This window comes from Streptomyces sp. SM11, assembly GCF_002910905.1.
Taxonomy (GTDB): domain Bacteria; phylum Actinomycetota; class Actinomycetes; order Streptomycetales; family Streptomycetaceae; genus Streptomyces.
The window spans coordinates 14,571-38,311 of record NZ_NEUE01000200.1 but is presented as its reverse complement, the minus strand read 5'-3'; the positions used below and the strand labels follow the sequence as shown (position 1 = coordinate 38,311).

At 71.2% G+C, this 23,741-nt stretch carries 16 protein-coding genes; 8 read left to right on the top strand and 8 right to left on the bottom strand.

The genetic code is table 11. The features are described from left to right. Positions 1-43 precede the first annotated feature (43 nt). Positions 44-3,751 (top strand): CDP-glycerol glycerophosphotransferase family protein, encoded by a 3,708-nt coding sequence (locus B9S58_RS18785; protein ID WP_103533282.1) that lies wholly within the window; start codon positions 44-46, stop codon positions 3,749-3,751. A gap of 80 nt (positions 3,752-3,831) precedes the next feature. Continuing rightward, a complete protein-coding gene (locus B9S58_RS18780) occupies positions 3,832-5,067 on the top strand; it encodes a hypothetical protein (protein WP_103533281.1) in 1,236 nt (411 codons plus the stop codon). A 62-nt stretch (positions 5,068-5,129) separates the two neighbouring features. Here the strand turns inward: B9S58_RS18780 and B9S58_RS18775 are convergent, their stop codons facing one another. Further along, positions 5,130-5,738: a TetR/AcrR family transcriptional regulator gene (locus B9S58_RS18775; protein ID WP_181009367.1), complete on the bottom strand. Its 609-nt coding sequence runs from the start codon at positions 5,736-5,738 to the stop codon at positions 5,130-5,132. Positions 5,739-5,961: 223 nt separating this feature from the next. Between B9S58_RS18775 and B9S58_RS18770 the strand changes: the two genes are divergently transcribed. Then, on the top strand, positions 5,962-6,867 hold the full coding sequence (locus tag B9S58_RS18770; protein ID WP_181009369.1) for an ABC transporter permease: 906 nt from the start codon (positions 5,962-5,964) through the stop codon (positions 6,865-6,867). Beyond that, positions 6,860-7,651 (top strand): ABC transporter ATP-binding protein, encoded by a 792-nt coding sequence (locus B9S58_RS18765; protein ID WP_103533279.1) that lies wholly within the window; start codon positions 6,860-6,862, stop codon positions 7,649-7,651. The genes B9S58_RS18770 and B9S58_RS18765 overlap by 8 nt, the downstream gene beginning before the upstream one ends. Positions 7,652-7,816: 165 nt before the next feature. Here B9S58_RS18765 and B9S58_RS18760 read toward each other — a convergent pair whose 3' ends face one another. Then, a complete protein-coding gene (locus B9S58_RS18760; RefSeq protein WP_103533278.1) occupies positions 7,817-12,823 on the bottom strand; it encodes an NAD-glutamate dehydrogenase in 5,007 nt (1,668 codons plus the stop codon). 432 nt (positions 12,824-13,255) lie between these two features. Here B9S58_RS18760 and B9S58_RS18755 point away from each other — a divergent pair, with 432 nt between their 5' ends. Beyond that, positions 13,256-13,843 carry a DJ-1/PfpI family protein gene (locus tag B9S58_RS18755; RefSeq protein ID WP_103533277.1) on the top strand — a complete coding sequence of 196 codons (588 nt, stop codon included), beginning with the start codon at positions 13,256-13,258 and terminating at the stop codon, positions 13,841-13,843. A 163-nt stretch (positions 13,844-14,006) separates the two neighbouring features. Here the strand turns inward: B9S58_RS18755 and B9S58_RS18750 are convergent, their stop codons facing one another. Both B9S58_RS18750 and B9S58_RS18745 read right to left on the bottom strand, forming a co-directional pair. Continuing rightward, on the bottom strand, positions 14,007-14,684 hold the full coding sequence (locus tag B9S58_RS18750) for an HAD family hydrolase (RefSeq protein ID WP_103533276.1): 678 nt from the start codon (positions 14,682-14,684) through the stop codon (positions 14,007-14,009). 38 nt (positions 14,685-14,722) lie between these two features. Beyond that, on the bottom strand, positions 14,723-15,229 hold the full coding sequence (locus B9S58_RS18745) for a DUF6912 family protein (protein ID WP_103533275.1): 507 nt from the start codon (positions 15,227-15,229) through the stop codon (positions 14,723-14,725). A gap of 275 nt (positions 15,230-15,504) precedes the next feature. On the opposite strand from B9S58_RS18745, the gene B9S58_RS18740 reads away from it, so the two are divergent. Further along, positions 15,505-15,951: an Rv3235 family protein gene (locus B9S58_RS18740; protein WP_103533288.1), complete on the top strand. Its 447-nt coding sequence runs from the start codon at positions 15,505-15,507 to the stop codon at positions 15,949-15,951. A 68-nt stretch (positions 15,952-16,019) separates the two neighbouring features. Here B9S58_RS18740 and secA read toward each other — a convergent pair whose 3' ends face one another. After that, positions 16,020-18,839: a preprotein translocase subunit SecA gene (secA, locus tag B9S58_RS18735; protein WP_103533274.1), complete on the bottom strand. Its 2,820-nt coding sequence runs from the start codon at positions 18,837-18,839 to the stop codon at positions 16,020-16,022. Positions 18,840-19,079: 240 nt separating this feature from the next. Here secA and B9S58_RS18730 point away from each other — a divergent pair, with 240 nt between their 5' ends. Continuing rightward, positions 19,080-19,679 (top strand): GNAT family N-acetyltransferase, encoded by a 600-nt coding sequence (locus tag B9S58_RS18730; RefSeq protein ID WP_103533273.1) that lies wholly within the window; start codon positions 19,080-19,082, stop codon positions 19,677-19,679. Between the two features lie 75 nt (positions 19,680-19,754). Then, a complete protein-coding gene (locus tag B9S58_RS18725; RefSeq protein WP_103533272.1) occupies positions 19,755-20,942 on the top strand; it encodes a winged helix-turn-helix domain-containing protein in 1,188 nt (395 codons plus the stop codon). A 64-nt stretch (positions 20,943-21,006) separates the two neighbouring features. On the opposite strand, the gene B9S58_RS18720 is transcribed toward B9S58_RS18725, so the two are convergent. The 3 genes from B9S58_RS18720 to B9S58_RS18710 form a co-directional block, all read right to left on the bottom strand. Beyond that, complete coding sequence (locus B9S58_RS18720; RefSeq protein ID WP_103533271.1) at positions 21,007-21,762, bottom strand: response regulator transcription factor; 756 nt, start codon at positions 21,760-21,762, stop codon at positions 21,007-21,009. 181 nt (positions 21,763-21,943) lie between these two features. Then, positions 21,944-22,633: a ribosome hibernation-promoting factor, HPF/YfiA family gene (hpf, locus tag B9S58_RS18715; RefSeq protein WP_103533270.1), complete on the bottom strand. Its 690-nt coding sequence runs from the start codon at positions 22,631-22,633 to the stop codon at positions 21,944-21,946. 326 nt (positions 22,634-22,959) lie between these two features. Continuing rightward, the gene (locus B9S58_RS18710; protein WP_103533269.1) at positions 22,960-23,703 is read right to left on the bottom strand and encodes a ComF family protein; all 744 of its coding nucleotides are present in this window, start codon (positions 23,701-23,703) and stop codon (positions 22,960-22,962) included. Positions 23,704-23,741 lie beyond the last annotated feature (38 nt).

Below are 23,741 nucleotides of genomic sequence, written 5' to 3'. Positions count from 1 at the left end.
TCAGTGCTGGTGACCCGGGGAGCCGCCCCCTGTTGACCAGGACATGAAGCCACTCCTCAGCGTCGTCGTCCCCGTCCACAACGTCGAGGCCTACCTTGAGGACTGCCTGCGGTCGGTGGCGGAACAGACCCTCGAAGCGATCGAGGTGGTCATGGTCGACGACGGTTCGACGGACGGCAGTGCCCGGATCGCGGCGGAGTTCGCCGCGCGGGACAGCCGCTTCCGGCTGGTGCGGCAGAAGAACGCCGGCCTGAGCGCCGCCCGCAACACCGGTGTCCGGCACACCACCCCCACCGTGCCCTACCTGGCGTTCGCCGACAGCGACGACATCGTCGTGCACGACGCGTACGAGCGGATGACGGCCTCGCTGGAGTCGACCGGTTCCGATCTGGTGACCGGCAATGTGTGGCGGCTGACCGGACGGGGGCGGCAGCAGGCCTGGCAGTACCGCTGGCTGACCGGCCACCGGCCGCGTACCCACATCACCCGGGATCCGCGCCTGCTGGCCGACCGGGTGGCGTGGAACAAGGTGTTCCGGCGCTCCTTCTGGGACGCGCACGCCTTCGCCTTCCCCGAGGGCAAGCTGTACGAGGACACCCCGGTGATGATCCCCGCGCACCATCTCGCCGGGTCCGTCGACGTCCTGCACGAGCACGTCTACTACTGGCGGGTGCGGGAGGGCTCGATCACCCGGCGTCGTACGGACGTCACGGGCGTACGGGACCGGATCGCCGCGTGCGAGCAGGTCAGCGCGTTCCTGGGCGGCCGGGACGCGGCGCAGCGGCGGGCATACGACGCGTCCTGTCTGCGCGACGACTTCGGGTACTTCCTGGACGGGCTGCCGATGGGCGGCGAGGCGTACCGGGCGGCGTTCCTGGAGGGCGCCGGAGCCTTCGTCGACCGGGCGGGACCGGGGGCGCTGGAGGGGCTGCCCGTGGAGCTGCGCGTCAAGTGGTCGCTGGTGCGGGAGCGGCGACTGGACGAGCTGCTGGCGGTCCTCGCCTTCGAACGGGTCAACGGGGCGGGCACGTTCGCCGTCGAGGGGCCCCCGGGGCGGCGACGTGCGGTGTACCCCGGCGTACGCGCCGCGAGCGCCCGGCTCGCGCGCACGGACATCCCGGCGGTGGCACGGCTGCTGGATGCGCGCTGGGGTGCGGACGGGAAGCTGCGGCTGCGCGGGTACGCGTATCTGCGCAACCTTCCCGCCTCCTCCGCCCGGCAGCGGCTCACGGTGGGCATGGTCCGGGCGGAGCGGGGAAGGCAGGTGCGGCCGGTGCCGGTGCGTTCCGTGTCCGCGCCCGAGGCGACGGTGAACTCCGGTCAGGAGCTGCATGGTTACGACCACGCAGGCTTCGAGATGGTCCTCGACCCTGACCGGCTGCCCGCGACGGCGGGGAGCGGCTGGCTGGTCGGCCTGGTTCTCGCCGGGCCCGGGGCGGTCCGCCGGGTGGCGGTGCGCGCACCGGACGCGGGCGCGGACCAGCCGCTGGCGCACGACCTGGGCGACGGGCGGCGGGCGGTGCTCGACTACCGGGACGGCCGGCTCCGGCTGACCGTGTCGCGGCTGCGGGCACGGGCCGAGGGGCACCGGTCCGTCGCGGCGGAGGGGGGCGTCGAGCCGGAAAGGGCCTCGCTGGAGCTCACGGGCCGTCTCTTCGGCGGAGCCAGGCCCCAAGCGCTGCTGCTGACACGCGACGGGAGCGAGGAGCGCTCCTGCCCCGTGGAGTACACGGAGGCCGGCGGGGGCGGTGGGGCCACCGGGACCGGTGGTACGGACAAGGCAGGCAGGACGGACGGGGCAGGCAGGGCGGGCGGGACTGGTGCGGAGCCCTCGAAGGCGGGGGTGCGCGGGGTGCACGGGTCGAACAGGCCGGACAGCGCGGACAACGCGGACGGGGCGCGCGGAGCGGACGAGGCGCACGCGGTCGCGTTCACGGTGCGCGTGCCGCTCGCCGAACTCGGCGGAGCCCCGCCCGCCCCGCACCGGGCTCCCCGCGAGGTCGAGGCGGAGAGCGGGGCACGGTGGCGCGTCCGGCTGCTGCTCGCCGACGGCACCCGGGTACCGCTGCCCGCCGCCCCGGACCTGCCGCCGCCCGCGTACGCGGACCCGGCTGGCGACCTGGTGCTGGACCTGGCGGGGCACCCGTACGCGGACCGGGTGGAGCGCGTGGCGGAGGGGGGGCTGCGCATCCGGGGGGCGTACACCCGGGAGCGGCTGGCCGACGGCGGACCGGAGGGCTCCGGCAGCCGCCTCGTCCTGCGTCACGAGACGCTGCACGAGACGGTCACGGCCGCGGAGACAGTGATGGAGCCTCTCGTGAACGGGGCTTCGGACGGGACTCCGGGCGGGGCGGCCGACGGCGCCCCGGGCCGGTTCTCCGCGCTGATCCTCCCGCCGCTCCCGGAAGGCCGCTGGGAGGTGCGCCTGGACGGCCGCCCCGTACGCGTCCTCGGTTCCGCCGCCGCGCACCTGCCCTGCGGCGGCGGCGAGAACGCGCTTCGACCGGAGCGGCGGCACGGCGACCGGCTGTCGGTGGTCGCGGGGCCGGAGTCGACGGCGGCGGCCGCCGGGCGCAGTGCGTACGGCAGGCGGCTCCTGCGCGCCGCGCACTACCGCGACCGGCGCACGAGCCTCACGCTCCGTGACACCGTCCTCTACGCGGGCGGCGACTCCCCGCGCGCCGTGCACGCCGAGCTCGTGCGCCGGGGCACGGAGACCGAGCACCTGTGGGTCACGGGTACCGCCCCAGGCCGCACCACCCACGTCCCGCCCGGCGCGCGGGCCGTCGCCGTGCACAGCGCCGCCTGGTACGAGGCGCTGGCCCGCTCCCGCCGGATCGTCACGGACGAGCAGCTGCCAGGGTGGTTCGAGCGGCGCCCGGGGCAGACGGTCGTCCAGACCTGGCACGGCACCCCGCTCGGCCGGTTCGGCGGCGGCCTGGCGAACACCCTCTACGCCGACCACCAGCACCTCGCCACTCTGCCGCGGCGGTCGGCCCAGTGGTCGGTACTGGTCTCCCCGAGCCGCTTCGCCACCCCGTGGCTGCGCCGGTCGCTCGGGTACGCGGGCGAGGTGCTGGAGGCCGGGTCGCCCGCCAACGACGTGCTGTTCCCGCCCGACCGGGACAAGGCCGCCGAGGAGGTGCGGCGCGGGCTCGGAATCCCGCAGGGGCACCGTGTCGTGCTGTACGCCCCGACCTACCGCGACCACCTGGCCCATTCCCCGGCCGCTTCCGCCGACCGCACGGCCCCCGGCCCGTACCGCTGGGACCCGGCGCTCGACCCGGGCGCCCTGGCGCGGGCGCTCGGCCCCGGCCACACGGTGCTGGTGCGCCGCCACCCCCTGGTCACCGGCTCCGTCCCTACCGGGCCCGGCGTGCTCGACGTGTCCGGGCACCCGGGGGCGGCCGGGCTGCTGCTGGTGGCCGACGTCCTGGTGACGGACTACGCGGGGCTGATGTTCGACTTCGCACTGACGGGCCGGCCGATGCTCTTCCACACGTACGACCTGGAGCACTACCGCGACACCGTGCGCGGCTTCTGCCTGGACTTCGAGACCCGGGCACCGGGGCCGCTGCTGGTCACGACGGACGAGGTGGCCCAGGCGCTGCGCGACACCGGGTCGCTGGCGGCCCGGCACGCCGACGCGTACGAGAGCTTCCGCCGCGACTACTGCGACCTGGACGACGGCGGCGCGGCGGCCCGGGTCGCGGACCGGCTCCTGGCGGACACGCCCGACGACACTCCGTAGCGTCACGGCAGCCGTCGCGGGGAATCCCTCGGACGGGTGGCGGCGGGGAGAGCGGCCCCGCCGCACGGAACCCATGAGAGGTGCCCCTCTTCTCCGCTGCCTCCTCCGCCCCGTCCTCCGGCATCCCCTCCTCCGGCATCCCGCCCGCCGAGGCCGGAGGCGACGGGGCCGACGGGGCGGCCCCGTCGCCCCTGTGGCTGCCGTCGCCGTACCTCGTGCTGGGCGGACTGCTGTGGGCGGTGCTGTCGGCGGCGGCCTGGCAGGCCCCGCTGTGCTGCGAGGCCGGGCTCCAGGCGGCGGTCGTCGAACGGCTGCGGGTGAACCTGCTGCACCCGGCGTTCCCGATGACCGACCTGCCCGCCGTGGCGAGCGCCCACTACTCCCCGTACGCGCTGCTCCAGGGCCTGGCCGCCCGCGCCACCGGGCTTTCGGGCCCGTCCGTCGTCGCGCTGGCCGCGTCGGTGAACCTGCTGCTCCTGCTCACCGGGATCGGCCGGCTCACCCGGCTGCTGACCCCGAACCGCTGGGTTCCGGTCCTCTTGCTGGTGCCGCTCGCCCTGATCCACTGGGCGGACCCGGCCCGCTGGAGCGCGCCGAGCACGTTCGCGGTCGCGGTCACGCTGCATCTGTGGGCGTGGACCGGCCACGCGGCCGCGAGGGCCGCCCGCCCCGGCGATCCGAAGCCCGGCCGGACGCCCCGGTGGGCTGAGACGGCCGGGATCGGCGCGATGCTCGGGCTCGTCCTGCTGGTCCACCCGCCGACGGCGATCGGCGCGGCGGTCGGATGCCTCGCCCTGATCGCGGTCCGGACACGGACCCGGATCCGGCCGACCGTACGGCGGTGGGCGTTCGCCGTCGTGTGCGCGGTGGCCGTGGCGGCGCTGTGGCCGTACTACAACGGGCTCACCGCCGCGCGCACCCCCGCCGACGGCCGGACCACGGGGCCTCCGGCGGTCGAGGGGGTGCGGGCGGCCGGGGAGCCGTACGCCTGGGCGACCGCGTACGTACCCCCGGGCGAGGTGGTCCTGACGGACAGCCGCCCGGCGATGTACGCGCTGGCCGGGCACGGGGCGTACGTGCTGGCCGACGCACTGCCGGACGCGGGGCTCGCGCACACGGAACGGCGGGAGAGGAGCCGGGCGGTGGCCGCCTACCTCGACGTGTCGACCCCGCAGGCCCGGCGGGACGGGATCACCGCCCGGTACGGGGTGCGCTGGCTGCTGCTGACCCGCTTCCAGCGGCTGCCCGACAACGCGACGGTGATGACGTTCAGCCCGCGCACGGGCGAGGTGCTGGCGCGGGTGCCGGCGGGCTGAGCTTCCTCAGGCGTGCTTGAGGGCCCGGATTCTCGGACGTACTCAAGCCCGCCCGGCTTCCCTCATGCGTGCTTGAGGGCGGCGACCGCCGAGGCGGCCAGATCGTCCAGGTAGCCCTTCGGCAGTTCACCGCGGACGACGACGAGCCGCCAGTACAGCGGTCCGACGATGAGGTCGAGCGCCCGGTCCGGATCACTTCCTTCCGGCAGCTCCCCCCGGGCCACCGCCTCCCTCACCACCACGGCGGCGACGCCCTGCTGCTGGTCCAGGAGGGCAGCCTTGATCGCCTCGGAGATCTCCGGATTGCGGACCGCCTCGACCAGCAGGTCCGGGATGACCTGGGAGGCGACCGGGTGGCGCAGGGCGTAGGCGGCCAGTTCGAGGACGGCACGCACGTCCCCGTACAGCGAACCGGTGGCCGGGGCGGGCATCCCCTGTGCGGCGACGGCCGCGACCAGGTCGAGGACGAGCGCCAGCTTGGACTTCCAGCGGCGGTAGACCGCGGTCTTGCCGACGCCCGCGCGCCGGGCGATGCCCTCGATGGACATCCGGGCGAACCCCACCGCGGCGAGTTCCTCGAAGACGGCGGCGCGGATGGCGTCCGTCACGTCCTCGCGCAGGACGGCGGCGCCTGCGGGGGCGCGGCGGCGGGTTCCCCGTTCGGTGGTCATGGCCCGCATGATAGTCGGCCGCGACGAAACGGTTGCGTTGCGACGTAGAAGCGTCCTACTCTCAGCGTTACGACGATACGGTCCCGTCCCAACGAGGGCGTCCCTACGGGACCGTATCGTTCCGCCATTTCGTCGTTCCGTCGTTCCGTCGTTTCGCCCCCCCTCCCGCTTCCGTCGAAAGCGATCGTTCGTGGTGAGCCAGACAGCAGCTCCGCCGTCCCCGGTGAGCGCCCCCGCCCAGGACGTCCCCACCTACGCACCCGGTGAGCTGGCCGCCCTGGCCGCCCGGCACGGCCTGACGGTCAGCGGCGCCCGGCCAACCCTGCCCGCCTACATCCGGCAGCTCTGGGGGCGGCGGCACTTCATCGCCGCGTTCGCGACGGCCAAGCTGACCGCCCAGTACAGCCAGGCGAAGCTCGGCCAGATCTGGCAGATCATGACGCCGCTGCTGAACGCGACGGTCTACTACTTCATCTTCGGCGTCCTGATGAACACCAAGCACGGGGTGGAGGACTTCGTCCCGTTCCTGGTCACCGGGGTCTTCATCTGGACCTTCACCGCCAGCTCGATCACCGCGGGCACGCGGGCGATCAGCGGCAACATCGGCCTGGTGCGGGCCCTGCACTTCCCGCGTGCCTCGCTGCCGGCGGCCCTCGCCCTCCAGCAGTTGCAGCAGCTGCTGTTCTCGCTCGGCGCGCTGACCGTGATCCTGCTGGCATTCGGCCAGTACCCGCGCCCGTCCTGGCTGCTGGCCGTCCCGGCGCTCGCGCTCCAGGCGGTGTTCAACACCGGGGTGTCGATGGCCGTGGCCCGGCTGACGGCGAAGACCCCGGACATCGCACAGCTGACGCCGTTCGTGCTGCGGACCTGGATGTACTCCTCCGGCGTGATGTGGAGCCTGGACCACCTGCTCAAGGGCGACCGGGTGCCGCACGCGGTGATGGTGGCGCTGGAGTACAACCCGGCGGCGCTCTTCATCAACCTCATGCGGTACGCGCTCATCGACAGCTACACCTGGGCGCAGCTGCCGCCGTACGCGTGGGCGGTCGCGGCGAGCTGGGCGCTGCTCTGCGGCGTGGCCGGATTCGTGTACTTCTGGAAGGCCGAGGAGACCTACGGACGTGGCTGACCTCAAGGATTCCTCCGGGGACCACCGTGTCCCGACGGTCGTCGTCGACGACGTCCACATCACGTACACGGTCAATGGCGCCCGTACGGGCAAGGGCAGCGCCACCTCGGCGCTCAGCCGGCTCACCACCCGCCGCGCGACCCCCGGCGCCCGCCAGGTGCACGCCGTGAAGGGCGTCAGCTTCGCCGCGTACAAGGGCGAGGCGATCGGCCTGATCGGCTCGAACGGCTCGGGCAAGTCGACGCTGCTCAAGGCCGTCGCGGGCCTGCTTCCGCCGACGCGGGGCCAGGTCCACACCCAGGGCCAGCCCTCACTGCTCGGCGTGAACGCGGCGCTGATGGGCGACCTGACCGGCGAGCGGAACGTGGTGCTGGGCGGACTCGCGATGGGCATGACACGTGAGCAGATCCGCGAACGCTACGACGAGATCGTCGACTTCTCCGGCATCAACGAGAAGGGCGACTTCATCACGCTGCCGATGCGCACGTACTCCTCGGGCATGGGCGCGAGGCTCCGCTTCTCCATCGCGGCGGCCAAGAGCCACGACGTACTCCTGATCGACGAGGCACTGTCCACGGGCGACGCGAAGTTCCAGCGCCGCAGCAAGGACCGCATCAAGGAACTGCGCGCCGAGGCCGGCACGGTCTTCCTGGTCAGCCACAGCAACAGATCGATCACCGAGACCTGCGACCGGGCCCTGTGGCTGGAGGCGGGCACCCTGAGAATGGACGGCCCGGCGAAGGAAGTGGTGGCGGCGTACGAGGCCTTCACCAAACGCAAATAGCCCTTAACCGCCCGCACGGTTCCGTGCCCGCACCATCCTCGGCCCGCCCGGCCGAATCCAGCCCGACCGGCCGAATCCAGCCCGTCCGGCGCTTGAGGACAAATCCCCACGCCGAGGGGGCCGGCACCACCGACGGCACCGGCCCCCACAGACGTACGCCGACGGCTACACGTGCGTACGCAACAGCGTCCGCATCGTCCGCATGGCCACCGACAGATTCGCCAGATCGAACGCGTCCGACCCCTGGATCTCCTCCAGCGTCGACCGCGACCGAGCCAGGATCGCCGCGTTCTTCTCCTCCCACGCCCGGAACCGCTGCTCCGGCGTGGAGGACCCGTTCCCCACGCTCAGCACGTCCGAGGTGAGCGCCGCGTGCGCCGCGTACAGGTCCTCGCGGATGGACGCGCGGGCCATGGACTGCCAGCGGTCGGCCCGCGGCAGCTCGATGATCCGGTCCATCAGCTGAGTGATCCGCAGCCGGTCCGCGAGGTCGTAGTAGACCTCGGCCACCTCCAGCGGATCCTGGCCCGTACGGTCGGCGATGGCCACGATGTCCAGCGCCGGGAAGGCGGAGGAGAACCCGGCCACCCGCACCGCCAGCTCGTCCGGGACGCCCACCGCGGTGAGCTCGTCCAGGATCGAGCGGTACCAGTCCAGGTCCGCGCCCTTGAGCAGCTTCGGCAGCTCGTCCCAGACCCGCGCGACACCGTCCCGGAAGCTCTCGATGGTCTCCGCGATGGCGACGGGCTGCGGCCGGTTGCCCAGCAGCCAGCGCGAACCACGCTCGACCAGCCGCCGCGAGTGCAGCCGGATCCGGGTCTGGACATCGGCGGCGACCTTGTTGTCGAGCGCCTCGACGGCGTCCCACACCCGGGACAGGCCGAAGATCTCGCGGGCCGCGAACTGGGCCCGCACGATCTCCTCGATCGACGCCCCGGTCTCCTCGCGCAGCCGGTGCAGGAAGGTCGAACCGGCGGTGTTGACCGTGTCGTTGACCAGGACCGTCGTGATGATCTCGCGACGCAGCGCGTGCCCGTCGACCGCCTCGGGGAACCGCTCGCGCAGCTCGCTCGGGAAGTAGGCGTGCACCAGCTTCTGCAGGTGCGGGTCGTCCGGCAGGACGGTGGCGATCAGCTCGTCCGCCGTCGTGATCTTCGTGTAGGCGATCAGCACGGCCAGCTCGGGCTGGCTGAGCCCCTTGTCGTTGCTCAGCAGCTCCCGGACGTGCCGGTCGGCCGGCAGGAACTCCAGCGCCCGGTCGAGGGCGCCGTCGCGCTCCAGCCTGCGCATGAAGCGCTGCTGGGCGTGGAGCAGGGACGGGGCCTGGGCGGAGGCGTTGGAGAGCGCGACGTTCTGCGCGTAGTTGTTGCGCAGGACGAGCGTGCCGACCTCGTCGGTCATGTCGGCGAGCAGCTTGTTGCGCTGCTTGACGGTCATGTCGCCGTCCCGGACCAGACCGTTGAGCAGGATCTTGATGTTCACCTCGTGGTCGGAGGTGTCCACACCGGCGCTGTTGTCGATCGCGTCGGTGTTGATCCGGCCGCCGTTCCGGGCGAACTCGATCCGGCCGAGCTGAGTGGCGCCGAGGTTGCCGCCCTCGCCGACAACCTTGGCCCGCAGGTCCTCGCCGTTGACGCGGATCGCGTCGTTGGCCTTGTCGCCGACGTCGGCGTTCGACTCGGGGACGGCCTTGATGTACGTGCCGATGCCGCCGTTCCACACCAGGTCGACGGGGGCCTTGAGGATGGTCTGCATCAGGTCGGCGGGCGTCATCTTGCTCACCGAGGGGTCGATGCCGAGCGCCTCGCGGATGTGCGAATTGAGCGGGATCGACTTGGCGCTGCGCGGGTGGATCCCGCCGCCCGCGGAGAGCAGGCCCGTGTCGTAGTCGGCCCAGGAGCTGCGGGGCACGTCGAAGAGCCGGCGCCGCTCGGCGTACGAGGTGGCGGCGTCCGGGTTGGGGTCGATGAAGATGTGCCGGTGGTCGAAGGCGGCGACGAGGCGGATGTGCTCGGAGAGCAGCATGCCGTTGCCGAACACGTCGCCGGACATGTCGCCGACGCCGACAACGGTGAAGTCCTCGGTCTGGGTGTCGTGGCCCAGCTCCCGGAAGTGCCGCTTGACGGACTCCCAGGCACCCCGGGCGGTGATGCCCATGCCCTTGTGGTCGTAGCCGGCCGAGCCGCCGGAGGCGAACGCGTCGCCGAGCCAGAAGCCGTACGCGACGGCGACCTCGTTGGCGATGTCGGAGAAGCTCGCGGTGCCCTTGTCGGCGGCGACGACGAGGTAGGTGTCGTCCTCGTCGTGCCGGACGACGTCGACGGGCGGCACGACCTCGCCGGCCACCATGTTGTCGGTGATGTCGAGCAGCGCGGAGATGAACGTGCGGTACGCGGCGATGCCCTCGGCGAACCAGGCGTCCCGGTCCGCGGACGGGTCCGGGAGCTGCTTGGCGACGAAGCCGCCCTTGGCTCCGACGGGCACGATGACGGTGTTCTTCACCATCTGCGCCTTGACCAGGCCGAGGACCTCCGTACGGAAGTCCTCGCGCCGGTCCGACCAGCGCAGCCCGCCGCGGGCGACCTTGCCGAAACGCAGGTGGACGCCCTCCACGCGCGGCGAGTAGACCCAGATCTCGTACGCCGGGCGGGGCGCGGGCAGGTCCGGGATGGCCTGCGGGTCGAACTTCATCGAGACGTAGGAGTGCGGCGTGCCGTCCTCCGTGTGCTGGAAGAAGTTGGTGCGCAGGGTGGCCTTGATGACGGTGAGGAAAGACCGCAGGATCCGGTCCTCATCCAGCGAGGCGACCTGGTCCAGGGCCCCGTCCAGCTCCTCCAGGAGCCCGTCGGTCAGCTCCGTGCCGGCGCTCTGGCGGCCGGGCGACATCCGGGCCTCGAAGAGCGAGACGAGCAGCCGGGTGGTGTGGACGTTGTTGCGGAGCGTGGACTCCATGTAGTCCTGGCTGAAGGTGGACCCAGCCTGCCGCAGGTACTTCGCGTAGGCGCGCAGCACCATGGCCTGGCGCCAGTTCAGCCCGGCGCCGAGGACCAGCGCGTTGAAGCCGTCGTTCTCCGCCTCGCCCTTCCAGACGGCGGCGAAGGCTTCCTGGAAGCGGGCGCGGGCGTCGTCGGCGAGGTAGCCGCCGTTGCCGTTGGCCGGGGGCATCCGCAGCCCGAAGTCGTAGATCCAGGCGTGCGTACGGTCGGCGCAGCGCAGCTCGTACGGCCGCTCGTCGACGACCTCGACGCCGAGCTGCTGAAGTGCCGGGAGGACGGCGGACAGGGAGACCTGCTCACCGGTCCGGTAGATCTTGAAGCGGCGCTCGCCGGGACCCGCGCCGACCGGCTCGTACAGGCTGAGGGCGAAGTCCTTCTCGCCCTGCTTGAGGGTCTCCAGATGGACCAGGTCGGCCACGGCGGCGCGCGGCGAGTGGTCGGCCTTGTAGCCCTCGGGGAACGAGTGGCCGTACTGGCGCTGGAGTTCGGCGCCGCGCTCCTCGCCCAGCTCGGCGCTGAGCGCCTCCTGGAACCCGTCGGCCCAGGAGCGTGCGGCCTCGACGAGGCGGGCCTCGATGCGGTCCGCGTCGGCGTCCGTCAGATGGGCCAGTTCGGTGCCGGCCGGGACCCGGATGACGAAGTGCAGCCGGGAGAGGATCGACTCGGTGTTCCAGGCGGTGAAGTCGACGCTGTTGCCACCGAGCTCCTCCTTGAGGATGTCGATCAGCCGCAGGCGCACGCCGGTGGTGTAGCGGTCGCGCGGGAGGTAGACGATCGCGGAGTAGTAGCGCCCGTACTCGTCCTGGCGCAGGTAGAGCCGCAGGCGGCGGCGCTCCTGGAGGTAGAGGACGGAGGTCACGATGGAGCGGAGCTGGTCGACGGGCGTCTGGAACAGCTCGTCGCGCGGGTAGGTCTCCAGGATCTGGAGCAGGTCGCGGCCGTCGTGGCTGTTGTACGAGAAGCCCGCGCCCTCCACCACCTCGGCGACCTTGCGGCGGATGACGGGCACCCTGCGCACGGACTCGGTGTAGGCGGCGGAGGAGAACAGCCCGAGGAAGCGGCGCTCGCCGACGACGTTGCCCTTGGCGTCGAACTTCTTCACACCGACGTAGTCGAGGTAGCTGGGGCGGTGCACGGTGGCCCGGCTGTTGGCCTTCGTCAGGACGAGGAGCTTGTGCTCACGGGCCTTGGCGCGGGCGTCGGCGGGCAGCCGGTCGAAGGACGGGCTGACCGGGTGGGCCTCGTCCTCGCTGTGGTGCGGGTCGGAGCGCAGGATGCCGAGCCCGGTGCCGGGCACGGCGGCCAGCGCGTCACTGTCCTTCAGCTCGTACTCGCGGTAGCCGAGGAAGGTGAAGTGGTCGGCGGCCAGCCAGCGCAGCAGCTCGCGGGCCTCCTCGACCTCCTCGTCGGCGAGGTCGTCCAGCGGTTCGCCGGGCAGGTCGTCGGCGATCCGAAGGGCGGCGTCGCGCATCTTCCCCCAGTCCTCGACGGTTTCCCGTACGTCGGACAGGACACGCAGCAGGTCGGCGGAGATCTGCTGGAGGTCGGCGCGGTCGGTCTCCCGGTCGATCTCGACGTGGATCCAGGATTCGACGAGCGCGTCGTGCGGCAGCTCGTCCTTGCCGCCCTTGCGGCCCTTGGTGTTCCTGGTGCTGTTCGGGATGCCGGGTCCGCCGGAGAGGACCTCGATGAGCTTTCCGGTGACATCGCGACGGACCGTGACCTGTGGGTGGATCACGACGTGGATGCCGCGCCCCTGCCGGGACAGCTCGTTGGTGACGGAGTCCACCAGGAAGGGCATGTCGTCGGTGACGACCTCGACGACGGAGTGGCTGCAGGTCCAGCCGTTCTCCTCGACGGTCGGGGTGTGCACCCGGACGTTCGCGGTGCCCTGCGGACGATTCTCGGCCAGCCGGTAGTGCGAGGCGGCGGCGCCGAAGACATCGACCGGGTCACGGCCGCTGAGGTCCTCCGGAGCCGTATGCAGGTAGTAGCGCTGGAGGTAGGCGAGCACGCTGTCCTGACCAGCACGGGCGCTCTTGTCGGCCCCGGCAGCGGCAATCCGCGCCCGGGGTGCACCTCCCGGGCCACCGACACCACCGCCCGGACCGTTGTCAGCTACCTTGGCGGCCCCTGCGAGCAGCTCGGCCTTGGCTTCGTCCAACTTGGTCTGCATGTCCTCTGGCTCCTGTCGCGCGCCGTTGCGTGACGTAGGTGAGAAAAGCGGCGTCCCGCCACGACGCGGGGTTTCCGGTCTGGGTCGACGCTATGCCGCTTCGAGAGATACCCGGGACCACATCGGCCATTTTCGGCAGCTGGTCCGGAGTCGGGAGATCGCGGATCGCCCGGGTGCTGTGGCACTCCGGGCGGCGGCCGGGGGCTTCGCTGCCCCCGAGGCGTATCGCGCTGATCACGGCACCAGGCTATCGCCCTCATACCCCGCCGCGTCATGAGCTGCTTGTGTACAAAAGAACCCCTCGAACTTTGACACTCTGGACAGTGCGCCGCGCCGCCTTGGCGAACTCCCGAAACCGGGGCAGTCTGTCCGTACCGCACGGATTCAGGCCCTCGGCACGCCATCGGGGCCACCGGCCCCGAGGAGCCCGCCATGCCGCAGAAGATCCTCATCGTCACCGGCGACGCCGCCGAGTCGCTCGAAGTCCTCTACCCGTACCAGCGGCTGCTGGAGGAGGGGTACGAGGTCGACATCGCGGCCCCCGAGCGCAAGACGCTGCGCTTCGTGGTCCACGACTTCGAGCCCGGCTTCGACACGTACACGGAGAAGCCCGGCTACACCTGGCCCGCCGATCTGTCCTTCTCCGAGGTCGACCCCGGGGCCTACATCGCCCTGGTGATCCCCGGCGGCCGTGCCCCCGAGTACCTCCGCAACAACGCCGAGCTGCGGAAGATCGTCGGCGCCTTCTTCTCCGCGGACCGCCCGGTGGCGCAGATCTGCCACGGCCCCCTGATCACCGCCGCCACCGGCAGCCTCAGCGGCCGCAACGTCACGGCCTACCCGGCCCTGGAACCGGACATGCAGAGCGCGGCCGCGACCTTCCAGGACACGGAGGCGGTCGTGGACGGCCCCCTGGTCTCCTCCCGAGCCTGGCCGGACCACCCGGCCTGGATGCGAGAGTTCCTGAAGGTGCTGCGCTCAAGCCCGTCCGGCGCACCCTCAAACCCGTCCGGCGCTTGAGGACACCTTCCAGCCCGTCCGCCCGCACCCTCACAGCCCCGCCCGCGCACCCCCAGCCCGTCCGGCACACCCTTCCAGCCCGTCCGGCGCTTGAGGACCGGGGCCAGGGGCAGCGCCCCCGAAAGGCCCGCACCACGGCCACCACACAGCCCAGGCCCACCCCCTACGCGGAAAACGTCTCCGCCAACGCCACCGCCTCCCCCAGGCTGTCCACCACCGGCACCCCCGCCCCCTCCAGACTGCTCCGACTGTGCGACCCCCCGGTGTACAGCACGGCCCGAGCCCCCACATGCGCCGCCGCCACCGCATCGTCCAGCGCGTCCCCGATGACCACCGAGTTCTCCGGCACGATCCCGTCCACACCGGCCAGCGCCGCGAAGTGCCGCTCCATGTGGAGCGCCTTGCTCCCGCCGGACGGCCCCGTACGCCCCTCGACCCGGACGAACCGCGGCTCGATGCCGTATCCCCGCACCACCGGCACCAGCTGCTCGTGCCCGTACATGCTCAGCAGCGACTGACTACGACCGGCCCGCTGCCACTGGTGCAGCAGCTCCTCCACCCCGGCCGTGAGCCCACAGGCCACCCGCTGCTCCGCGTAGTACCGGTGGAAGATGCCGTCCATCCGCTCCCACTCGGCCTCGGTGGGCAGCCGGCCCAGGATCCGCTCGTAGAACCGGGGTATCGGGATGGTGTACATCTCCCGGTACTGCTCCAGCGTGATCGGCGCCAGCTCGACCTCCGCGAACGCGGCGTTCGTCGCCCGGATGACGGCATGGGTGTCGTCGAGCAGCGTGCCGTTCCAGTCCCAGACCAGATGTGTGCGTGTCGTCCCCGAAGTCATACAGAAAAAGTACCCGCCGGGTACGACAACGCCGCCGCTCAGCCGATGAGCTGCGGAATCTCCTGGACTCCGAACCAGAGCAGCTCGTGGTCCTCGGCGCCGTCCACGGTGAACTGCGCGTCGTCGTCGCCGAGGTCTGCCGCCCCCAGGGCTGCCGCCGCGGCGGCCACGTCCTTCTCCGCGTCGTCGGCGTCCACGTGCACCGCCGCGGCCTTGGCCAGCGGCAGCGCGGCGGCGATCCGCACCTCGCCGAGCGATGCCGTGCTCAGCCCCTGATCGGGGTCGGCGACGGCGGCCCCGTCCGGTACGTCGACGGCCACGACGACCCGGCGGCGCACCTCGTCCGGGTTCCCGGCGATCATCCGGAGCGAGGCGGCGGCGGCCCGGTTGAGCGCCGCGTACTCCAGTTCCTCGATGTCGTCGGAGACGTACCACTCGCGCAGCCCGGGGGTCACCGCGTAGGCGGTCAGCGGCCCGGGGCCGACCTCGCCCGCACCGTGCGCCGCTGCGAGACCGGAGAGGGTCAGGGGGACGTACACGCGCATGAGCAGGTCGCTTTCGTAGAGGGAAACGTCCTCAGGATACGTGGGAACGTCCCCTTTCGGGTTTCGGCAACCGGGGTCGTCCGTCCACGGTCGAAGCCACGTCACCCCCGCCCTCACCCTTGCCCCCCAAGGGTCGAGCCACGAATAGGTGAAACCGCCCGTACCCGCTCGGCGCGCAAAGGCCCCTTGCGTCGCTGACGACCGCCCCAGTAGAAGATCCCCAACACAAGTTACCGCCCGGTAGATACCGGGCCCGGTCAACGGGGGCGATGATCATGAGCACGGACAGGACTAGGCCCGCCGGCCGACGCGACCAGAGCGGTCCCCGGTCGGTACCCCCGCAGCGGTCCCGCAGGCAGCAGCCCCACCGGCCGCAACGGCCCCACCAGTGGTTCGCCGAACGCCTGCTCGCGGTCCTCAGCGGCCAGCGCCCGGTGCACTGGATGCTCGGCCACACCATCGGCGAGGCCTACGACCAGCTCGCCGAGCTGGCCCCGAGCACCCCGCTGGGGGCCTCCCGGGGCAGCCGCCCCGTTCTTCGCCACTGCCGCGGGGCCCAGCCCGCCACCGGCGTGGTCGAGGCGTTTGCCAGCATCGCCGCGGGCGACCGGATCCGGGCGATGGCCTTCCGCCTGGAACAGGGCCCCGACCAGCGCTGGCGCTGCGCCGCGGTGGAACTGGGCGGCGAACGCCTCACGGCTGGCGCCCCGGGCCCCCGGTGACCCGGCAGACACGGCAGGGGCCGGACACCCCGTGGTGTCCGGCCCCTGCAGCGGTACTGCCGCCGGTGCTACTTCTTGCGACGACGACCGCCGCCGCCGCCGCTCTTCTGGGCCTTGCGGCGCTCCGCACGCGTCATGCCGTCCGAGGAGCCGGACCGCGCGCCGTCGTCGTCGTTGGCGAAGTCGCCCTCGACGACACCGCCCTCGCCGTCCACCGTGGGAGCGGAGAAGTGGAGCCGGTCCGGCCGCTGCGGGGCCTCCAGGCCCTTGGCGCGGATCTGCGGGGCAGCGGCGGCGCCCTCCTTCTCCAGCGAGGTGCGCTCGGCACCGTCCTGCACCGGAACCTCCTCGACCTGCTGCTCGACCTGGACCTCCAGGTTGAACAGGTAGCCGACGGACTCCTCCTTGATGCCCTCCATCATGGCGTTGAACATGTCGAAGCCCTCGCGCTGGTACTCGACCAGCGGGTCCTTCTGCGCCATGGCCCGCAGGCCGATGCCCTCCTGGAGGTAGTCCATCTCGTAGAGGTGCTCGCGCCACTTGCGGTCGAGCACCGAGAGGACGACGCGTCGCTCCAGCTCACGCATGATGTCGGAGCCGAGCGTGTTCTCGCGCTCCTCGTACTGCTCGTGGATGTCGTTCTTGACCGACTCGGCGATGAACTCGGCGGTGACGCCCGCCAGGTCCCCGGCCGCGTCCTCCAGCTCCTCGACGGTGACCTTCACCGGGTAGAGCTGCTTGAAAGCGCCCCACAGCCGGTCCAGGTCCCACTCCTCGGCGAAGCCCTCGGCGGTCTCCTGCCGGATGTAGTCGTCGATCGTGTCATCCATGAAGTGCCGGATCTGGTCCTGAAGGTCCTCGCCCTCCAGGACGCGGCGGCGCTCGCCGTAGATGACCTCGCGCTGCCGGTTGAGCACCTCGTCGTACTTCAGGACGTTCTTACGCGTCTCGAAGTTCTGCTGCTCGACCTGCGACTGGGCGGAGGCGATAGCGCGGGTGACCATTTTGTTCTCGATCGGGACGTCGTCCGGAACGTTCGCCATCGACATGACGCGCTCGACCATCTGGGCCTTGAACAGGCGCATCAGGTCGTCGCCCAACGACAGGTAGAAACGGGACTCGCCCGGGTCGCCCTGACGGCCGGAACGGCCGCGCAGCTGGTTGTCGATACGGCGCGACTCGTGGCGCTCGGTACCGAGAACGTAGAGCCCGCCGAGGTCCTTGACCTCTTCGAACTCCGCCTTCACGGCCTCCTCGGCCTGCTCCAGCGCGGCGGGCAGCGCGGCCGCCCACTCCTCGACGTTCTCCACCGGGTCGAGGCCGCGCTGGCGCAGCTCCGCCTCGGCGAGGTCGTCCGGGTTGCCGCCGAGCTTGATGTCGGTGCCTCGGCCTGCCATGTTCGTCGCGACGGTGACGGCGCCCTTGCGGCCCGCCTGGGCGACGATCGTCGCCTCCCGGTCGTGCTGCTTGGCGTTGAGGACCTCGTGCTGGACACCGCGCTTGGAGAGCTGCTGCGAGAGGTACTCGGACTTCTCGACCGAGGTGGTGCCGACCAGGATCGGCTGGCCCTTCTCGTGCTTCTCGGCGATGTCGTCGACGACCGCGGCGAACTTGGCGACCTCGGTGCGGTAGATCAGGTCCGACTGGTCGGCACGGACCATCGGCCGGTTCGTCGGGATCGGCACCACACCGAGCTTGTAGATCTGGTGGAACTCGGCGGCCTCGGTCATCGCCGTACCGGTCATGCCGGAGAGCTTGCCGTAGAGGCGGAAGAAGTTCTGCAGGGTGATCGTGGCGAGGGTCTGGTTCTCGTCCTTGATGTCCACCCCTTCCTTCGCCTCGATCGCCTGGTGCATGCCCTCGTTGTAGCGGCGGCCGGCGAGGATACGGCCGGTGTGCTCGTCGACAATCATGACTTCGCCGTCGATGACGACGTAGTCCTTGTCCTTCTTGAACAGTTCCTTGGCCTTGATGGCGTTGTTCAGATAACCGACGAGCGGGGTGTTCACCGACTCGTAGAGGTTGTCGATGCCGAGCCAGTCCTCGACCTTGGCGACACCGGGCTCATGGATGGCCACGGTCCGCTTCTTCTCGTCGACCTCGTAGTCGCCGGTCTCCTCGATGCCCTTGAGCTGGTTGCCCGCCTCACCCTTGGTGAGGCGGGCAACCAGCTTGGCGAAGTCGCCGTACCACTTGGTGGCCTGGTCGGCCGGGCCGGAGATGATCAGCGGCGTACGGGCCTCGTCGACGAGGATCGAGTCGACCTCGTCGACCACGGCGAAGTTGTGGCCGCGCTGGACGAGCTCGTCCTTGGACCACGCCATGTTGTCGCGGAGGTAGTCGAAGCCGAACTCGTTGTTCGTGCCGTACGTGATGTCGCAGGCGTACTGCTCGCGGCGCTGGGCCGGCGTCATGTTGGCGACGATGCAGCCGACGCTCAGCCCGAGGAACTTGTGGACCCGGCCCATCATCTCGGAGTCACGCTCGGCGAGATAGTCGTTCACCGTGATCAGGTGCACGCCCTTGCCGGAGAGCGCGTTCAGATACGTGGGCAGGGTGCCGACGAGGGTCTTGCCCTCTCCTGTCTTCATCTCGGCCACATAACCGAGGTGCAGGGCGGCTCCGCCCATCATCTGTACGTCGTAGTGGCGCTGTCCGAGGACGCGCTTCGCGGCCTCACGGACCGTGGCGAACGCTTCGGGAAGCAGGTCGTCCAGGCTCTCGCCGTCCGCGTACCGTTCCTTGTACTCGTCGGTGAGCGCCCGCAGCTCGGCGTCGGAGAGGTTGACGAAGTCCTCTTCGATGGAGCTGACCTGGTCCGCGATGCGGTGCAGTTTGCGCAGGATCTTGCCTTCGCCTGCACGCATGAGCTTGTTGAAGACGGACACTGAGGCTGGTCTCCTTGCCGGTCGGGCCTGGCACTGGGTCGTGTAATGGACTCTGGCGCGGGCACGGCAGGTGGGCCCCACCGCAACGGCCATCGTAAGCGAGGACACCACCGCGTCGGGAGGGCTGCCGTCGCGTGGACCTCGCCGCACCCTCATAGGACAACGGTCCAAACGCACGGAAGGTGCCGGGAAGCCCGAAAAGTGCTCGCATCGCGGGAGCGGGGTCACGAGAATCGGTCCATGGAGCCGATCACTCTCACCACGGAACGACTGCTCCTGCGGCCCTTCGGCCCGCAGGACACGTACCGGGTGCACGCCGCCTGCCAGGACCCGGACATCCAGCGCTGGACGGTGATCCCCTCCCCGTACCGCCTCACCGACGCGGAACTGTTCACCACGAAGCTCTCCCCGGCGGGCTGGCAGGACGACTCCTCGTACGGCTTCGCCCTGGTCCTGACGGAGACCGGGGCGCTCGTCGGGGCGCTCGGCATCGACCGCCGCAGCCGGCCCGGGACGTACGAGGTGGGCTACTGGTCCACCAGGGAGCACCGAGGCCGCGGATACGTCACCGAGGCGGTGCTCGGCTCCGCCCGCTGGGCCTTCACCTCGCTCGGGGCGGACCGGCTGGAGTGGCGGGCCGAGATCGGCAACCTGGGCTCGCGGGCCGTCGCCCTGCGGGCGGGGTTCCGGCTGGAGGGCGAGCAGCGGTCCGGGCTGCTGAACAAGGGGGTGCGGTGCGACGCCTGGACGGCGGCTTTGATCCCGTCCGACCTGGGGCTCGCGAGCACCGACCCGTACGTCCCCGAGCGCCGTGCCCCGCGGTCCGGCGGAACCCCGTAATCCGGACGATGACCGCGTGATCGGCGGGCGGAATCCGAGGCCGGACTGTCAGTGGCGCCGTCTAGGGTTCCCCGTATGACGCCTGTGCCTCCTCCCGCAGTCGAACTCTCCGCCGACCATGCCCGCCGCATCGCGCTGCGCGCCCAGGGCTTCCTGGGGGCTCCGGACCGCCGGGCGGGGGTGCCCGGGGTGCTGCGCCACCTCGGCGCCGTCCAGCTGGACACGATCTCGGTGCTGGCCCGCTCGCACGAGCTGATCCCCTACGCCCGGCTCGGCCCGGTGAGCCGCCGGACGGTGGAGGACGCCTACTGGTCGGGCGGCCGGACCTTCGAGTACTGGTCGCACGCCGCGTGCATCCTGCCCGTCGAGGAGTGGCCGCACTTCGCGTTCCGCCGCCGCGCCTACCGCTCCCGCCCCCACTGGCACCACGATCTGCCCGACGGCTCGTACGACACCGTGATCAAGCAGCTGCGTGACGAGGGGCCGCTGACGGCGACCGAGCTGGGCGGCGCGAAGAACGGCGGCGAGTGGTGGGACTGGTCGGCGTCCAAGGTCGCCGTCGAGCGGGCCCTGATGTACGGCGAGGTGGTGTGCACCGAGCGACGCGGCTGGAAGCGGGTCTATGACCTGGCCGAGCGCGCCATTCCGGATGCCCTGCTGCACGACGAGCTGAGCGACGCCGAGTGCCGGAGGCGGCTGGTCGCGCTGGCGGGCAAGTCGCTGGGCGTCGGCACCCGCAGCGACATCGCGGACTACCACCGGCTGAGGGGCGAGGAGTTCGACGCCGTGGTGGCGGACTCGGGGCTGGTCCCGGTCGTGGTGGAGGGCTGGGCGAAGCCGGCCTGGGCGGACCCGGACGCCCTGGCGAAGGAGGCGCGCGGACGCCACCGTACGACGCTGTTGTCGCCGTTCGACTCCCTGATCTGGGAGCGGGCTCGCACGGAACGGATCTTCGACTTCACGCACCGGCTGGAGGCCTACGTGCCCAAGCAGAAGCGGATCCACGGCTACTTCGCGATGCCGTTGCTGGCGGGCGGAAAGCTCCAGGGTCGGGTCGACCCGGCGCGCGAGGGCACCACGCTGGTCGCCCGACAGGCATCGCTGGCGGGCCCGAAGGCAGTGGTCCCGATGGCCGAGGCCCTGGTGGAGGCGGCGGCCTGGGTGGGCTGCACGGACATCCGGGTGGACCGGGTGGACGCCCCGGAGCTGCGCGAGCCGCTCAGGACGGAAATCGGCCACGCGCTCCAGCGCGCCTACCGCTGACCGGCTGCCGCTGACGCCGACCGGCTACCGCTGACCGGGACCGGAGCGGGAGCCGGGCCGTCCGCTACCTGATCTCCAGGATCTTCTCGCGCATGGCGTAGACCACGGCTTCCATCCGGGAGTGCAGCTGCAGTTTCTCCAGAATATTGCGGACGTGGTTCTTCACCGTGTTCTCGGAGATGAACAACTCCTTGGCGATATCCCGGTTGTTCATGCCGGTCGCCACGAGTTTCAGCACTTCGAGCTCGCGTTCGGTGAGCCGGGGCGCCGGAACGAGCCGCCGCTCGTCGGTGCGCTGGATCATCGATTTGAACTCGGTGAGCAGCTTGGAGGCCATGGAGGGGCTGATCTGGGACTGCCCGTCGGCAACCGCGCGAATGGCCGTGGCGACCTCGTCGGTGGAAATCTCCTTGAGGAGATATCCGGTCGCGCCAGCCTTGATCGCCTCGTAGAGGTCGGCCTCCTCGTCGCTGATCGTCAGCATGATGATCTTCGCGCTGGGAGCCACCTCCTTGATGGCGGTGCAGGCCTCGATGCCGCCGCGCTTGGGCATCCGGACATCCATCAGAACGATGTCGGGCAGCAGGTCGGCAGCCTTGTCGACCGCCTCGGAGCCGTCCCCGGCCTCGCCGACGACCTGGATGTCCTCCTCCTGCGCGAGGACGATCTCCAGACCCCTGCGGAAGAGCGCGTGGTCATCGACCACGAGGACCCTGATGGGTTCCTTGCGTGAAGCGGCGTCCGCGTCCGTGCCGGTATACGCACCGGTGTCGTCGTCGGAGTCGTTCGCCTCGCGCACGGGCCCGAAGGTGTCCGCCATCGTTCCTCCCCCTGAAGGCCACGGCCTGATGTGTCGGTCGTTCGCCAACGGCACCTCACAGAACACCGATTGGCTCGGGCCGCCATGATTCCATGCCCGGGCCCCGGCATGGTGTTCCTGCGCCCGTGCACAGGTGCCCCCGGTGGCGCGAAAGCGCCCCGGGGGACCCGACGATCCGGCCTCAGCCGCCGAGCGCACCGCCCGCGCCGCCTGCTTCGTCCGCGGCGAGCGGGTCGGTCCTCAGGTGGATGACGCCGTAGTCGTAGGCGTGTCGCCGGTAGACGACGCTGGGCTCCTTCGTCTCGGAGTCGACGAACAAGTAGAAGTCGTGGCCGACCAGTTCCATCTCGTAGAGCGCCTGGTCGAGCGACATGGGTGCGGCGGTGTGGGTCTTCTCGCGCATCACGAGCGGCCCTTCGCCCTGTACTTCGAGCGAGCCGATCTTCGTGGTGGGGACGGGCGCCGACGGCTGGTCGCCGACCAGCTCACCGTCCTCGTCGAACGAAGCGACGCCGGGGACCACGTCCCCGACCTCGGCAGCCGACAGGCGGCCGTTGCCACGGCGGCTGTAACGCTTGTCGTGCTGCTTGCGCAGCCGGGCCTCCAGCTTTCCGGTGGCCAGGTCGAGCGCTGCGTAGGGGTCGCCCGCCGCCGCTTCCGCCCGGATGACCGGTCCCCGGGAGCGGAGCGTGATCTCCACCCGGTCGGAACGGTCGGCCTGACGGGGATTCGGCTCCTTGGACACCTCGACGTCGAGGCTGATCACCTTGCCGTCGAACTTCTGGATCTTGTCCAGCTTCAGCTTCTCGGCCACGTGCTTGCGGAACCGCTCGGGCACCTCGGTCTTGCGGCCCTTGACGACGATGTCCACGCAGAACTCCGTTCCCGGATCGCCCCGCTCAGCGGCGGAGCGTCTCCCTTTGCACCAGGCCCCGGAGATCACCAGGGCCTCGGACTCGGTGGCTTTCGCCTCCTCCTCCCCCGCCGGAAGGGTCGCAACCCCACCGACTTTGCGTGCTTCTCCTACCGGTGAGTTACCTGCCCGAAACCTGATGGTGCATTCATCGAGGTCCGGCATTCACCGTTCCTCACAACCGAACATAGCCTGCACACCAGGGTCTCGGCACCCGCTACTGACACGTACCTCCGTTCAGGGGGTATTGCCCTCTCATTACCTGCAACGATGCAGGTTCTCGGTCAGTTCCGGTTTATTTCGAAGGCGGAGGGAGAGGCCGCGACGACCGCCGCCCGGCACCCTCCGTGCGCAGAGGGCTCCCGAACGGTGCCGCGCACCTCCCCGACAGCTCGTGCCGCCTCCGCCAGCGTCGATCCTGTCGTCAACAGATCGTCGACCAGGATCACCCTGCCGTGCTGGAGGAGTCCGTGCCGGACCAGCCGCTCTCCCGCTGCCGTGAGCTCCAGCGCGCCGGCCAGATTCGCCCGCCGCTGCCGCGCCCCGAGCCCCGACTGGTCGGCGACCGCGCGCCGCTGCCGCAGCAGCGGAAACACCTGGGCCGACAGGCCCAGGCGCCGCAGGTCCCGCGCGGCCGTGGCGGCGATCCTGCGCACCGGGTCGTGGCCGCGTGCCGCGGTCGAGGAGCGCGAGGAGGGCACGGGAACCAGCAGCAGGGGGCCCGCACCACCCGGCCACCCCGTCCCGGCCCGTACACAACCCGCCAGGGCCCGTCCGAGCGCCCCTGCCAGCCCTAGTGCCCCGCGCTCCTTGTGGGCCAGCAGAACCGCGCGTACGGCGTTCTCGTACGGCGCGGCCGCATACACCGCCGGAAGCCCCGGCGGCCGGGGTGAGGGCCGGACCCGGCGGGCCGGCGCACCGTGCAACGCGGCCCCGCAGGCCGCGCACAGCTCGGTACGCGGCCTGCCGCAGCCGGCGCAGGCCACCGGCAGGAGCAGACCGGACAGCTCGTGCCACGCGTTCCGCATGGCGTCACTGTGCCGGGCCCGCGGAGAACGGACCACCC

What these genes read in the sequence shown, in the direction of transcription:
- B9S58_RS18720 (WP_103533271.1), bottom strand. Translation starts at nt 21,762, where the DNA reads ATGGCGGACACCTTCGGGCCCGTGCGCGAGGCGAACGACTCCGACGAC.
- B9S58_RS18710 (WP_103533269.1), bottom strand. Translation starts at nt 23,703, where the DNA reads ATGCGGAACGCGTGGCACGAGCTGTCCGGTCTGCTCCTGCCGGTGGCC.
- B9S58_RS18775 (WP_181009367.1), bottom strand. Translation starts at nt 5,738, where the DNA reads ATGACCACCGAACGGGGAACCCGCCGCCGCGCCCCCGCAGGCGCCGCC.
- B9S58_RS18725 (WP_103533272.1), top strand. Translation starts at nt 19,755, where the DNA reads ATGACGCCTGTGCCTCCTCCCGCAGTCGAACTCTCCGCCGACCATGCC.
- B9S58_RS18760 (WP_103533278.1), bottom strand. Translation starts at nt 12,823, where the DNA reads ATGCAGACCAAGTTGGACGAAGCCAAGGCCGAGCTGCTCGCAGGGGCC.
- B9S58_RS18750 (WP_103533276.1), bottom strand. Translation starts at nt 14,684, where the DNA reads ATGACTTCGGGGACGACACGCACACATCTGGTCTGGGACTGGAACGGC.
- B9S58_RS18785 (WP_103533282.1), top strand. Translation starts at nt 44, where the DNA reads ATGAAGCCACTCCTCAGCGTCGTCGTCCCCGTCCACAACGTCGAGGCC.
- B9S58_RS18730 (WP_103533273.1), top strand. Translation starts at nt 19,080, where the DNA reads ATGGAGCCGATCACTCTCACCACGGAACGACTGCTCCTGCGGCCCTTC.
- B9S58_RS18740 (WP_103533288.1), top strand. Translation starts at nt 15,505, where the DNA reads ATGAGCACGGACAGGACTAGGCCCGCCGGCCGACGCGACCAGAGCGGT.
- B9S58_RS18755 (WP_103533277.1), top strand. Translation starts at nt 13,256, where the DNA reads ATGCCGCAGAAGATCCTCATCGTCACCGGCGACGCCGCCGAGTCGCTC.
- B9S58_RS18745 (WP_103533275.1), bottom strand. Translation starts at nt 15,229, where the DNA reads ATGCGCGTGTACGTCCCCCTGACCCTCTCCGGTCTCGCAGCGGCGCAC.